We start from the raw sequence: 12,522 nt of genomic DNA, 5'->3' as shown, positions 1-12,522 counted from the left end.
ATGCTGAATTTAAAATCGTCTTCGCGAGCAAGCCCGCTCCCACAGGGTTTTGCATCAGGCCGCGATGGCGGGGCGCATCGGAGCTTGCTGCTTCTCGGGAATCTCACCGAACAACGCCTGGTGCACCGCCTGCTGCGCCTGGAATGCCAGCGCCGCCCGTTCCTGGCCGTGGCAGGCGATGGGTTGCAGCAGGTGGATGTGCACGTCGCCGCGATCATTGGCAAACAGGCGCATCAGGTGCGACAGCAGATCGTCATCGCCAATGAACGGTGCCAGGGCATCCGGCTCGCCGTTGCGCAGGTAACGGATTGCCACCGGCTGCAATGCCACGTCCGCATCGATGGCCGCCGACAACAAGCGACCATGGAACGTACGCAGGGAGCGGCCGTCGGTGGTGGTGCCCTCGGGGAACATCAGCAGTGGATGGGCCTGTTCCAGATGGCGGCTCATCTGTTTGCGGATCAATTGGCTGTCACCCGAACCGCGACGGATGAATAGACTGCCGGCCTTGGCAGCGAGCCAGCCGGCCACCGGCCAGGTGCGCACTTCGGCCTTGGACAGGAACGACAGCGGCGTGAGCATGCCCAGTAGCGGGATGTCGGTCCAGGACACGTGATTGCTGACCCACAGCATCGGCCGTTGCGGCAGTTCGCCGTGGACGGTCACGCAAAAGGGCAGGGCATGGCTCAACCGCGCCATGAAGAACCGCGACCAGCGCTGGCGCCGGACCATGGAGTTGGCAATCCCGAGGCGTTCGAACAGGCCGAACACTGTGGCCATGCTCAGGCCCAGCGTCACCACCAGCAGCACCCGCGCGATCCGCGCGTACACCCGCAGCCGACTCATCACACCGCTGCCTTGAAGTGGCGAGCGTAGCGCGGGCAGAGTTCGTCGCGCTTGAGCAGGATGAATACGTCGGCCACTTGGAAATCCTCGTCCCAGCACGGCTCGCCGCAGATTTTCGCGCCCAGGCGCATATAGGCCTTGAGCAGTGGCGGCATTTCGGCGATGACGTTGGAAGGCACGTCCAGGCTCGGCAAGGGTTTTTTCGGCACCGCTTGCAGGTGTTCGGTGCACAGGTAGCGTTCGCGCAAGCGCTGCATGATTGCCTGGGCCTGGATGCCGCCGTCCTGCATCGGGATGCTTGCGCAACCCATCAGGTAGCTGTAGCCGCCTTCGTTCAGGACTTCGGCCAACTCGCCCCAGAGCACCGCGATGGTACCGCCGTTGCGGTAGGCCGGGTCGACGCAGGTGCGGCCGATTTCCAGGATCGGGCCCTTGAGCTGGACCAGGCCGTTGAGGCTGAATTCTTCTTCGCTGTAGAACCGGCCCAAGCTGCTGGCGGCCTGGTGGTCGAGCAGGCGAGTGGTGGCCACGAGGCGGCCAGTGTTCAGGTCGCGTACGCCGATGTGGGCGCAGTGAACATCGTAGTCATCCATGTCCAGACCCATTTCCGCGCCTTTGAGCTTGGCGTTGAATTCGCCGCTGAAAACGTTGAAGCGCAAGGCTTGGGCTTCTTGCAGAGCCTTGGCGCCAATCAGGCGTTCGGCTTGCAGGCGGCGTTCATTGCCGGTGTCGCTGATGCGGGCGATCTGAGTCATAGCGAATCTCCGTGCGGGCTGTGCAGTTGCAGCCACTCGACTTTCTTTATGCAGCCATGTTGTGCAAAGTCAGGCTATGTAGCCCCGGTGTCATCGCCATGAAGCTTTGGTGATGCTTATATGACAGCCCTCGAGGAGCCGCCCATGCCCTGGCAAACCCTGATCCAACGTGGCGAACGCCTGCCCGCCCATCCGGACCTGGCCGAGGGTTATGCGACTTTGTTGCAACGCTTGGGGCCGCTGACGCCGTTTGAATTGGCCGTGGCCGGGGCACGCTTGATGGCGACGCCGGGGCTGGCGTTCCTGGTGGGGTACCAGGCGGCGCTGCGGGTGCTCTGGCCGAGCGCGCCCCAGGGCCTCGGCGCGTTGTGCGCCACCGAACAACGCAGCCTGCGCCCGGCGGACATGCAGACCCGTCTCAACGACTTGCGCCTGAGCGGGCGCAAGGATTTCGTCACCGCCGGCGACGCTGCCGAATGGCTGCTCATCGCCGCGCGCAACGATGCACCCGGTGAAGCGGCCAGCCTCAAGCTGGCGGTGGCCTATCCCGGCGAGCCCGGTGTGACCCTGGAAAAACTCCCGGCCATTGCCCTGATGCCGGACATCAGCCATGGCCGCGTACTGCTTGATGATGCGTTGTGCGAACTGCTCGCGGGCGATGGCTGGGATGCGTATGTCAAACCCTTCCGCACCCTGGAAGACCTCTACGTGCTCAGCGCCATGACCGCCTGGTTGTATGGCGTGGGCCAGGAATGCGATTGGCCCCAGGCGTTGCAACTGCGCTTGCTGGCGCTGCTGGCGGGGTGCGCCGAGGTCAGCCGTCACAACCCCTCCAGCACAGCGGGGCATGTACTGCTGGGCGGATTGTTTGCCCAGTTCCACGGGCTCGATGGCGAATTGAACGAAGCCCTGGCCGCCGGGCCAGCGTCCTGGCGCCAAATGTGGACCCGGGACAAGGCGGTGATGGAAATGGCGGCGGGCGCGCGGGCCAAGCGCTTGGCCAAGGCGTTGGGATCTTCATTGGATTGACTGACGCCTTCGCGAGCAAGCCCGCTCCCACAAGTGACTCAGGCGTGATGGAGATCCAGTGTGGGAGCGGGCTTGCTCGCGAAGGCGTCCTTAAAAGCAGCACAGAATACAAACTGTCATCAACCCCGATTAGGCTCAGCAGGTTCAACCCTTCGAGCCCCACTCATGTCCAAAGGCTGGCTGCTGATCCCATTCCTGTTGCTCGCTCTGAACGTCCACGCCGAAGACTGGCTTGGCGAACAATGGCCGACCGCGCCGCGCCCCACCGGACCAGCAATCGAAACCTTGGAACACTACGCTTTCCCGGCCCGGGACGATGTCACCCGCCAAGGCATTCGCACCGACGCACTGCTGGTGATCCAGGACGGTCGGTTGGTCTACGAACGCTACGCCGGGCCAACCAACGCCGATACCCCGCACTTGACCTGGTCCATCAGTAAAAGCCTGCTGGCCACGCTGTTCGGCGTGGCCTACGGTGAAAAGCGGTTCGGCCTGCAAGACCCGGTCGTCAAATACTACCCGGCACTGAGCAAGCATCCGAGCATGACCCTCGCCGACCTGTTCCACTGGGCCTCGGGCCTGGACTGGCAGGAAGACTACGAATACGCGCCGCTCAATTCCTCCGTGGTGGCGATGCTCTACACACGCGGGCGTCGCGACATGGCGGCGTTCACCGCGCAGCATCCGAGCTTCAGCCCGCCCGGCCAAGTGTTCCGTTACTCCAGCGGCGACAGCAACCTGCTGGCGGCCGCATTGAAGAATATCGTCGGCCCGGCACGCTATCCCGATTATCCGTGGACGGCGCTGTTCGAACCGCTGGGAATCCGTCATGCGACATGGGAGACCGACGCCAGCGGCACCTTCGTCGGTTCCTCCTATGCCTACCTCACGGCGAGGGACCTGGCGCGGGTCGGGCTGTTGATGCAGCGCGACGGACGCTGGGGCGAGCAGCAGTTGATCCCCAAGGAGTGGGTCGCCTTCAACCGCGAGCCTTTCGCGCATTTCCAGGCCGGCCAGGACGAGGCCGTGCCCGGCGGCCATTGGTGGCTCAACCGCGCCGCCGACCCGACGCTGCGCCCCTGGCCCGATGCGCCAGCGGACACCTTCGCCGCGCTGGGGCATTGGGGCCAGGCGCTGTACGTCATCCCCAGCGCCCGGCTGGTGATCGTGCGCTACGGCGACGACCGCGACGGCAGTTATCGCCACGACGAACTGCTCAAGCGAGCCATGGCCGCGTTCGCCGGGGCGGTGCAGCCATGAAGCGCAAAGTGTTTTTCACGCTGATGCTGGCGCTGCTTGTGGCGTTGTTCGCCTGGGGCTGGCGCGAGCGAGTCGCGCTGGGGGCCTTTCCCGACATCATCAGTGCCTACACTGCGAAGGAATATTGCTCGTGTCGCTACGTGATGCAGCAGCCGGCCGAGTATTGCCGGGGTTATGTGAAGCAGTCGGTGCCCATCAATGATTTTTTCGAGAGCCCTGAAGCAAAACGCATCACCGTCAGCGGGCTTGGCCGCAGCAATAGCGCGCGATGGGTAGGGGAGCGGCAGGGTTGTAGGTTGGAACCGTAAAACCGGCACATCGCGATTGCCTTTGTGGCGAGGGAGCTTGCTCCCGCTGGGCTGCGCAGCGGCCCCGGTTTTTGCTCGACTAAACGAGTGCTGCGCACTGGAGCGCCAGCCCGGTCGAGCGGGAGCAAGCTCCCTCGCCACAGGAGGATGTGTCGCCCTCGGCAACTGTCGAAACAGACAGTTTGCAAGCGGCCTCGGCCCGGTTAAGGTTCGCCACAGGTTTATCTGCCTTCCGAGTGTTTATGTTCAAGCGGTCTTTTTCTCTCGCTGTCGCGACCTTGCTGCTGGCCGGCGCTGTGCTGCCGGCCCGGGCTGATTGGTACCTGGACGGCGAGTCGTCGCGGCTGTCGTTTATCAGCAGCAAGAACGGCAATGTCTCCGAGGTCCAGCGCTTCCTGGTGCTTCACGGTCAGGTCCAGCCCGATGGACTGGCGCGTCTTGAAGTGGAACTGGAGTCGGTCAACAGCGGCATCCCCCTGCGGGACGAGCGCATGCGCGCCGAGCTGTTCGAAATCAAGCAATTTGCCGAGGCCACCGTTACCGCACAGATCAACCTGGCGCCGATCCAGGACCTGGCCAACGGCGCGCAGTTGGAGTTGCGCCTGCCGCTGACCGTGAACCTGCACGGCAAGCAGCATGAATACAACGTCGAACTGCTGGCGACGCGCCTGGATGAACGACGCTTCCAAGTGGTGACGTTGGAGCCCGTGGTGCTCAATGCGGCGGATTTCGACCTGGCGCCCGGCCTGGAAAAATTGCGTAACCTGGCCGGGTTGTCGGCCATCAGCCTTTCGGTACCGGTGAACGCGGTGCTGATTTTCACGGCGCGCTGACGTGGGCGGCCCGGTTTTCCCCTGGCGCGACGGCAATCGCTTCGAGCTGTTGATCGACGGCCCGCAGTTTTTCCCGCGCATGTTGGTGGAAATCGCCCGCGCCCAGGAACAGGTCGAACTGGAGCTGTACCTGGTGGAGGCGGGCGCCTGCGCCGAGGCGATGGTCCAGGCACTGGTCCAGGCCGCCGAGCGTGGCGTGCGGGTGCGTTGTCTATTCGACGACTACGGCAGCCTGGCGTTTACCCTCGGCCTGCGTAACCGTCTGACCGAAGCCGGGGTTGAGCTGCGGTTCTATAACCGCTTGAGCTGGCGGCGCTGGGTGCGCAACTTCTACCGCGATCATCGCAAGCTGTTATTGGTGGACCAACGCCTGGCGGTGGTCGGTGGCACCGGGGTGACCGATGAGTTCTGGAATCCCCTTGATGATCGTAGCGAGTGGCACGAAGTGATGGTGGAGATCGTCGGCCCGCTGGTGCTCGACTGGCAGTTGCTGTTCGACCGCCAGTGGATCGCCAACCGGCATCGCCGGGCCTGGAAGCCGGCGTCCAACTTCGGCTTGCCGCGCCTGCCGCGGGTTCCACCCGTGGGCGAGGGCATCGGTCGGGTGGCGTATGCCGACGCCCGTCAGCACCGCGACATTCTGCAATCGCTGTCCCGGGCGTTGAACAGCGGGCAGAAACGCATCTGGATGGCGACCCCGTATTTCCTGCCGACCTGGAACGTGCGCCGTTCCCTGCGCAAGGCCGCCGCCCGCGGCATCGACGTGCGCCTGCTGCTCACCGGGCCGCGCACCGATCACCCGTCCGTGCGCTACGCCGGGCACCGTTACTACCCGCGATTGCTCAAGGCCGGGGTGAAGATCTTCGAATACCAGCCGTGTTTCCTGCATCTGAAGATGGTGCTGGTGGACGACTGGGTCAGCATCGGCTCGTGCAACTTCGATCACTGGAACCTGCGCTTCAACCTGGAAGCCAACCTCGAAGCCCTGGACACCGGGCTCAGCCGTGCGGTGGCGGCGAGTTTCGAACGCGATTTCGCCCAAAGCCTGCAAGTCAGCCTCGACGCCTGGCAGCGCCGGCCGCTGTGGAAGCGGTTCAAGCAGAGGGTGTGGGGGTTGGTGGATCGGGTGGTGGTGAATGTGCTGGGGCGACGGGGTTAAAACTCACCGATAACCCTTGTGGGAGCGGGCTTGCTCGCGAAAGCGGTTTCACATTCAACATAGATGGTGAATGTCATGCCCTCTTCGCGAGCAAGCCCGCTCCCACAGGGGATTGGTGTGGTCCGAAAACTCAGAGCAACTCAAAACTCTGCTGTTTCACGTCCCGGGAGTTCAAGCCGATCTGCACGTTGAACTTGCCCGGCTCGGCTGCGTAGTTGAGCTGGGCATTGAAGAACTTCAGGTCGTCTTCGCTGATGGTGAAGTGCACGACCTTCTTCTCGCCGGCCTTGAGCATGACCTTGCGGAAGTTTTTCAGCTCCTTGACCGGGCGGATCACCGAGCCGGTCACGTCCTGGATGTACAACTGCACCACGGTTTCGCCGTCACGCTTGCCGGTGTTCTCCACGGTCACGCTGGCATCGAGCTGGCCGGTCTTGTTCAAGGTGGTGGCCGACAGGGCCATGTCCGACAGGCTGAACTCGGTGTAGCTCAGGCCATAGCCGAACGGATAGAGCGGGCCTGTGATGTCGTCGAAGTACTGCGAGGTGTAGTTGCCCGGCTTGCCTGGAGTGAAGGGCCGACCGATGCTCAGGTGGTTGTAGTAGGTCGGAATCTGCCCCACTGAGCGTGGGAAGGTGATCGGCAGCTTGCCCGACGGGTTGTAGTCGCCGAACAGCACGTCAGCGATGGCGTTGCCGCCTTCGGTGCCGCTGAACCAGGTTTCCAGAATCGCATCGGCCTGCTGTTGCTCTTCCAGCAGCGACAGCGGACGGCCGTTCATCAGCACCAGCACCAGCGGTTTGCCGGTGGCTTTCAGGGCCTTGATCAGTTCGCGTTGGTTGGCAGGAATGTTCAGCTCGGTGCGGCTCGACGATTCATGGGACATGCCGCGGGACTCACCCACGGCGGCCACCACCACATCGGCGTCCTTGGCGGCTTTTACGGCTTCGTCGATCAGCACCTGGGCCGGGCGCGGGTCGTCCACCACTTCCGGGGCGTCGAAGTTGAGGAAGTTGAGGTAGTCGAGCACCTTCTTGTCGCCGGTGATGTTGGCGCCACGGGCGTAGATGAATTTCGCGTCACCGCCCAGAGCGCGGCTCATGCCGTCGAACAGCGTGACCGACTGCGCCGGGCGTCCGGCGGCGGCCCAACTGCCCATCATGTCGATCGGTGCCTTGGCGAGCGGGCCGACCAGGGCAATTTTCGCATCCTTTTTCAGCGGCAGGGTCTGGTTGCGGTTTTCCAGCAGCACCATGCTGCGGCGCGCCACGTCTCGGGCGTCGGCGCGGTGCAGGCGGTTTTCGGCGTAGGTGTCGGCCGGATCGTCCTCGGCCTTGCCGATGCGCAGGTACGGATCCTTGAACAGCCCCATGTCGTACTTGGCCGCGAGTACTTCGTGTACGGCGTTGTCGATGTCGCTCTGCTCGATTTCACCGGACTTGAGCAACCCCGGCAGCTCCTTGCCATACAGCGAGTCGTTCATGCTCATGTGGATGCCGGCCTTGATCGCCAGCTTCGCCGCTTCGCGACCGTCCCGGGCGACGCCGTGATTGATCAGTTCGAAAATCGCACCGTGGTCGCTGACCGCCAGGCCCTTGAAGCCCCATTGCTTGCGCAGCAGATCGTTCATCAGCCAGGTATTGGCCGTGGCCGGTACGCCGTTGATCGAGTTCAGCGCGACCATCACCCCGCCCGCGCCGGCGTCGATGGCGGCGCGGTAGGGCGGCAGGTAGTCCTGGTACATTTTCATCGGGCTCATGTCCACGATGTTGTAGTCCCGGCCGCCTTCCACCGCGCCGTACAGGGCGAAGTGCTTGACGCTGGCCATGATACTGTCGGCGGCGTTGGTGCCGGTGCCCTGGAACGCCTTGACCATCACCCCGGCAATGCGCGACACCAGGTAGGTGTCCTCGCCGAAGCCTTCGGAGGTGCGGCCCCAGCGTGGGTCGCGGGAAATATCGACCATCGGCGCGAAGGTGATGTCGAGGCTGTCGGCGGCGGCCTCCTGGGCGGCAATCCGGCCGGAGTGGTAAATGGCGTCCATGTCCCAGCTCGAGGCCAGGGCCAGGGGAATCGGGAAAATGGTGCGGTGACCGTGGATCACGTCATAGGCGAAGAACATCGGGATCTTCAGCCGGCTGCGCATGGCCGCGTCCTGCATCGGACGGTTCTCGGCGCGAGTGATGGAGTTGAACGTGGCGCCGATGTTGCCGGCGGCGATTTCCTTGCGAATCAGCTCCCGGGGCATTTCCGGGCCGATGCTGATCAGCCGCAACTGGCCGATCTTTTCTTCGAGGGTCATCTGCTTCATCAGGTTGCTGATGAACGCGTCCTTGTTCTCCATGGGAGCTGGAACGTTGTCGGCAAATACGGATTGACTGGCAAGACTGACAAACAGGCCCAGCAAACACAGCTTCTTCATGAATAGTTTTCTCGCAAGCCTAAAGGGCGGTGATCAGGACACGCCGGTCAGCCAAAATATAAGGAGCGGCTATTGTTGTTCGGTCAAATACAGCACACTTTCGAACCCATGGGGCTGAAGATAGTTTCGCACTGTGGTTTCGCACTGCGCATCTTTTAGCCCATCGATCCGATTCAATCCAGCGCGGCGGCCGATTATGCCCCAGGTGCCGGTGAGATAGGTGGCTGTGTTTTCAATGTAAGGCAAGGGAGAGCTTCACCCGATGAATCTACGACTCAAACAGCGCACTGGCATTCAGGTGCTGGCGCTGATGCTGTTCACCACGCTGTTGGCCGGTTGCGGCATCAACAACATCCCGACCCTGGACGAGCAGGCCAAGGCCGCCTGGGGCCAGGTGCAGAACCAGTACCAGCGCCGGGCCGACCTGATCCCCAACCTGGTGGAAACCGTCAAGGGCTACGCCCAGCACGAGCAGGACACGCTCACTGCGGTGATTGAAGCACGGGCCAGGGCCACGTCGATCCAGGTAGACGTCAATACCCTGGACAACCCCGAGAAGCTCAAGCAGTTCCAACAGGCCCAGGATCAGTTGAGCGGTGCGTTGAGCCGGCTGATGGTGGTGTCCGAGCGTTATCCGGACCTCAAGGCCAACCAGAACTTCCTCGCCCTGCAATCGCAACTCGAAGGCACCGAGAACCGCATCGCCGTGGCCCGTCGCGATTTCATCCTGGCGGTCCAGCAGTACAACACTGAGATTCGTACTTTCCCGGGGCGTCTGTGGCACAGCGTGATGTACAGCGACCTGCCGCTTCGCCAGACCTTCGAGGCCACCAGCCCCGACGCGGAAAAAGCGCCGCAGGTGAAATTCTGATCGACGCTCCACAAGCCAAGGCATTACCAGGGATGAGGTTGCAATGCGTGTGTTGAAGTTTGGCCTGGTGCTGTTGCTCTGGGTGTTTGCAGTCACGGCCCAGGCCGAATTGAAGTTCCCGGCGCTGACCGGGCGGGTGGTGGACAGCGCCCAGTTGCTCGAACCCTCGGTGCGGGCGCAGTTGGAGGTGCAGCTCAAGGCCCATGAACAGGCCACTGGCGAACAGGTGGTGGTCGTCACCCTGTCTGACCTGCAAGGCGCCAGGATCGAAGACTTCGGTTACTTGTTGGGGCGCCACTGGGGGATCGGGCAGAAGGATAAAAACAACGGCGCGTTGCTGATCGTTGCGCGCGATGACCGTAAACTGCGCATCGAAGTGGGCTATGGCCTGGAGGATCGCCTGACCGATGCCCAGAGTTCGGTGATTATCAACCAGGTGATCACCCCGGCCTTCAAGACCGGCGATTTCAGCAAAGGCATCAGTGACGGTGTGGCAGCGATGCTGGTGGTGCTGGGCGGCAGCCCGCTGGATGAACCGGCACAGGTCTACAACGGCGATGACGAGGATCAAGGGGATTTCGCCCACCGTCATCCGTGGCTGCTTGTATTTTTGATCCTGCTGGTTGTCACCACCGTCATGGTGGGGCAGGTACTCGGTATCCTGCCGTCGGGTAGCGTCAGTTCCGGCGGCTCCAGCAGTACCAGCTCCGGCGGCGACTCAAGCAGTTATGACAGTTCCAGCGACAGTGACGATGATTTTCGCGGCGGCGGGGGCAGTTTTGGGGGCGGCGGTTCGTCGGGCGGCTGGTGACAATAATAATGAGCAGGCATTTCTAACCATGGCACTACTGACTGAACACGAACAACGCAAGGTCGCCGAGGCCATTGCCCGGGTCGAGCGCGATACCGACGCCGAGCTGGTCACGGTACTCGCCGCCCGTGCCGACGACTACGCCTACATCCCGTTGCTGTGGGCCAGCCTCTTCGCGCTGGTGGTCCCCGGCGTGGTCCATTACCTCACGGGCTGGCTGGCCATGCACAGCCTGCTGATCGTGCAGTGGATCAGTTTCATCGTGCTGTGCCTGGTGTTCCGGATTCCCAGGGTCACCACCCACCTGGTCCCTCGTTCCGTGCGGCATTGGCGGGCTTCCAACCTGGCGCGCCGGCAATTTCTCGAACAGAACCTGCACCACACGGTGGGCAGCACGGGGATACTGATCTTTGTCTGCGAGGCCGAGCGGTACGTGGAAATCCTCGTCGACGAAGGTATTTCCAAGCGACTCGACAACAGGAATTGGGACGCCATTGTCGCGGCCTTTACCCAACAAGTCCGCCAAGGCCAGACGCTGCAGGGCTTCGTGAGCTGCATCGAAGCCTGCGGCGAACTGCTCAAGGAGCATGTGCCGGTGACCCATGAACGCAATGAGTTGCCGAACCGGCTGGTGGTGCTGGGCTAAGGTTTTTGCCGAAACCCAGTCGCGAATGCAGAAGCGCTTCCGTGGCGAGGGAGCTTGCTCCCGCTGGACCGCAAAGCGGTCCCCTTCGTTTTAGCTGGCAAGCACCATTACGACTGCTTCGCAGCCGAGCGGGAGCAAGCTCCCTCGCCACAGGGGCCAGTTGGATGGCTTGGCACTGCTCGGATTTCAAACCGTTCGGGAATTTTCCCGTGCCCTCACACCCCATCCCCCCTAAAATACCCGCCATTCCCGATTCGCCCGCCCCGAGGCCGCTTTTTCATGTCCGCCACCGCTACTCCCGCCCGTCCCGCGCCGGATCATCACGCCCAGTTCATCGAGCTGCTGCAGACCAGCCTGGCGCAAAACGCTTTCATCAAACTGGTGCTGGCCAAGTACGTGGGTGAAGAGGCGGACCTGCAACGGCTGATCATCAAGCAGCTGACGGTCAAGGACCAGCCGTGCCTGTCCTTTGTCTATCGCTACAAGACCCGTGACATCACCAAGAATTTCCCCCTGGCCGAAGGCGTGGACACCATCGCCGCGCTGTTGCCGGCGTCGTTCAAGAACGCTCATCTGCTGGCGGTCACCGACGAGGCGCAGCTGGAGTACGGAAAAAAGGGCAAGAGCTCGCTGTTCAAGAGCAAGCCCCAGCAACTGCGGGAAGTGCCGTCCGCCGAACACAACCGTGAGAAGAACCGCTTCCTCGACCTGAGCCGGCCGTTCCTGGCCGATCTGGGCGTGACCAACCACAAGCACGAGCTGATCCCGGCGATGTCGCGCAAGTGGAAGCAGATCAACAAATTCATCGAAGTGTTCAGCCACGCACTGACGTCTTCACCGCTGGCCCTGGACAAGCCGGTGCGGGTCTCGGATTTCGGTTCGGGCAAGGGCTACCTGACGTTCGCGATCCACGATTACCTGCGCAACACCTTGCAGGCCGAAGGCCTGGTGACCGGGGTAGAGCTGCGTGAAGACATGGTCAAATTGTGCAACGAAGCCGCCGCCCGACTCGAGCACCCGGGCCTGAGTTTCCAGCACGGTGACGTACGCAGCGTGGCGCCGAGCGCGGTGGACGTGATGATTGCCTTGCACGCCTGCGATATCGCCACTGACTACGCGATCCACATGGGCATCCGCTCGGGCGCCTCGATCATCATGTGCTCGCCGTGCTGCCACAAGCAGATCCGCCTGCAAATCCAGAGCCCGAGCCTGCTCAAGCCGATGTTGCAATACGGCCTGCACCTGGGCCAGCAGGCGGAAATGGTCACCGACAGCCTGCGGGCGCTGTTCCTGGAAGCCTGCGGCTACGAGACCAAGGTGTTCGAATTCATCTCTTTGGAACACACCAATAAGAACAAGATGATCCTGGCGGTCAAACGCGCCGAGCCGACCGACCCCACTGAGTTGCTGACCCGAATCGACGAGCTGAAGGCGTTCTACCACATCACCGAACACTGCCTGGAAACCCTGCTGCGGGCGGACGGCTACCTCGCCTGATCTAGAGCAACCAGCAAAGAACCTTGTGGGAGCGGGCTTGCTCGCGAATGCGGTGTATCAGCCATTGAACCGCTGACTGACACAC

Annotated in this window: 12 protein-coding genes; 9 read left to right on the top strand and 3 right to left on the bottom strand. The window is 62.6% G+C overall.

What is annotated here, in order from left to right:
• Window positions 1-54: 54 nt before the first annotated feature.
• Together RGM2987_RS08115 and olsB are read right to left on the bottom strand one after the other, a co-directional pair.
• Window positions 55-846, bottom strand: coding sequence for a lysophospholipid acyltransferase family protein (locus tag RGM2987_RS08115; RefSeq protein WP_245139579.1), 792 nt, complete (start codon window positions 844-846; stop codon window positions 55-57).
• The gene (olsB, locus tag RGM2987_RS08110; protein ID WP_245139578.1) at window positions 846-1,601 is read right to left on the bottom strand and encodes an L-ornithine N(alpha)-acyltransferase; all 756 of its coding nucleotides are present in this window, start codon (window positions 1,599-1,601) and stop codon (window positions 846-848) included. The genes RGM2987_RS08115 and olsB overlap by 1 nt, the downstream gene beginning before the upstream one ends.
• A 144-nt stretch (window positions 1,602-1,745) precedes the next feature.
• On the opposite strand from olsB, the gene RGM2987_RS08105 reads away from it, so the two are divergent.
• The 5 genes from RGM2987_RS08105 to RGM2987_RS08085 all read left to right on the top strand — a co-directional run bounded on the left by RGM2987_RS08105 (window position 1,746) and on the right by RGM2987_RS08085 (window position 6,190).
• On the top strand, window positions 1,746-2,630 hold the full coding sequence (locus tag RGM2987_RS08105; protein ID WP_245139577.1) for an acyl-CoA dehydrogenase family protein: 885 nt from the start codon (window positions 1,746-1,748) through the stop codon (window positions 2,628-2,630).
• Between the two features lie 165 nt (window positions 2,631-2,795).
• Window positions 2,796-3,890 carry a serine hydrolase gene (locus RGM2987_RS08100; protein WP_245139576.1) on the top strand — a complete coding sequence of 365 codons (1,095 nt, stop codon included), beginning with the start codon at window positions 2,796-2,798 and terminating at the stop codon, window positions 3,888-3,890.
• Entirely contained in the window at window positions 3,887-4,198 is a 312-nt protein-coding gene (locus tag RGM2987_RS08095) for an amidase (RefSeq protein WP_245139575.1), read from the top strand. The genes RGM2987_RS08100 and RGM2987_RS08095 overlap by 4 nt, the downstream gene beginning before the upstream one ends.
• Before the next feature lie 242 nt (window positions 4,199-4,440).
• The gene (locus RGM2987_RS08090; RefSeq protein WP_245139574.1) at window positions 4,441-5,031 is read left to right on the top strand and encodes a YceI family protein; all 591 of its coding nucleotides are present in this window, start codon (window positions 4,441-4,443) and stop codon (window positions 5,029-5,031) included.
• A 1-nt stretch (window position 5,032) separates the two neighbouring features.
• Window positions 5,033-6,190: a phosphatidylserine/phosphatidylglycerophosphate/cardiolipin synthase family protein gene (locus RGM2987_RS08085; protein ID WP_245139573.1), complete on the top strand. Its 1,158-nt coding sequence runs from the start codon at window positions 5,033-5,035 to the stop codon at window positions 6,188-6,190.
• Between the two features lie 130 nt (window positions 6,191-6,320).
• Here RGM2987_RS08085 and bglX read toward each other — a convergent pair whose 3' ends face one another.
• A complete protein-coding gene (bglX, locus tag RGM2987_RS08080) occupies window positions 6,321-8,612 on the bottom strand; it encodes a beta-glucosidase BglX (RefSeq protein WP_245139572.1) in 2,292 nt (763 codons plus the stop codon).
• Between the two features lie 262 nt (window positions 8,613-8,874).
• On the opposite strand from bglX, the gene RGM2987_RS08075 reads away from it, so the two are divergent.
• The 4 genes from RGM2987_RS08075 (at window position 8,875) to RGM2987_RS08060 (ending at window position 12,437) form a co-directional block, all read left to right on the top strand.
• On the top strand, window positions 8,875-9,483 hold the full coding sequence (locus tag RGM2987_RS08075) for a LemA family protein (RefSeq protein ID WP_245139571.1): 609 nt from the start codon (window positions 8,875-8,877) through the stop codon (window positions 9,481-9,483).
• A gap of 43 nt (window positions 9,484-9,526) precedes the next feature.
• Window positions 9,527-10,294 carry a TPM domain-containing protein gene (locus RGM2987_RS08070; RefSeq protein WP_245139570.1) on the top strand — a complete coding sequence of 256 codons (768 nt, stop codon included), beginning with the start codon at window positions 9,527-9,529 and terminating at the stop codon, window positions 10,292-10,294.
• A gap of 28 nt (window positions 10,295-10,322) precedes the next feature.
• Window positions 10,323-10,940, top strand: coding sequence for a TPM domain-containing protein (locus RGM2987_RS08065; RefSeq protein WP_245139569.1), 618 nt, complete (start codon window positions 10,323-10,325; stop codon window positions 10,938-10,940).
• Between the two features lie 279 nt (window positions 10,941-11,219).
• On the top strand, window positions 11,220-12,437 hold the full coding sequence (locus tag RGM2987_RS08060; protein WP_245139568.1) for an SAM-dependent methyltransferase: 1,218 nt from the start codon (window positions 11,220-11,222) through the stop codon (window positions 12,435-12,437).
• Window positions 12,438-12,522: the final 85 nt, after the last annotated feature.

This window comes from Pseudomonas sp. RGM2987 (assembly GCF_022952855.1).
Lineage (GTDB): Bacteria > Pseudomonadota > Gammaproteobacteria > Pseudomonadales > Pseudomonadaceae > Aquipseudomonas.
The sequence above is the reverse complement of the archived record's forward strand: the minus strand, read 5'-3'. Positions and strand labels throughout refer to the sequence as shown.

Excerpts from the sequence above, each read along its gene's own strand:
- RGM2987_RS08115 (WP_245139579.1), bottom strand. The coding sequence starts at position 846 with ATGAGTCGGCTGCGGGTGTACGCGCGGATCGCGCGGGTGCTGCTGGTG.
- olsB (WP_245139578.1), bottom strand. The coding sequence starts at position 1,601 with ATGACTCAGATCGCCCGCATCAGCGACACCGGCAATGAACGCCGCCTG.
- RGM2987_RS08105 (WP_245139577.1), top strand. The coding sequence starts at position 1,746 with ATGCCCTGGCAAACCCTGATCCAACGTGGCGAACGCCTGCCCGCCCAT.
- RGM2987_RS08100 (WP_245139576.1), top strand. The coding sequence starts at position 2,796 with ATGTCCAAAGGCTGGCTGCTGATCCCATTCCTGTTGCTCGCTCTGAAC.
- RGM2987_RS08095 (WP_245139575.1), top strand. The coding sequence starts at position 3,887 with ATGAAGCGCAAAGTGTTTTTCACGCTGATGCTGGCGCTGCTTGTGGCG.
- RGM2987_RS08090 (WP_245139574.1), top strand. The coding sequence starts at position 4,441 with ATGTTCAAGCGGTCTTTTTCTCTCGCTGTCGCGACCTTGCTGCTGGCC.
- bglX (WP_245139572.1), bottom strand. The coding sequence starts at position 8,612 with ATGAAGAAGCTGTGTTTGCTGGGCCTGTTTGTCAGTCTTGCCAGTCAA.
- RGM2987_RS08075 (WP_245139571.1), top strand. The coding sequence starts at position 8,875 with ATGAATCTACGACTCAAACAGCGCACTGGCATTCAGGTGCTGGCGCTG.
- RGM2987_RS08070 (WP_245139570.1), top strand. The coding sequence starts at position 9,527 with ATGCGTGTGTTGAAGTTTGGCCTGGTGCTGTTGCTCTGGGTGTTTGCA.
- RGM2987_RS08065 (WP_245139569.1), top strand. The coding sequence starts at position 10,323 with ATGGCACTACTGACTGAACACGAACAACGCAAGGTCGCCGAGGCCATT.
- RGM2987_RS08060 (WP_245139568.1), top strand. The coding sequence starts at position 11,220 with ATGTCCGCCACCGCTACTCCCGCCCGTCCCGCGCCGGATCATCACGCC.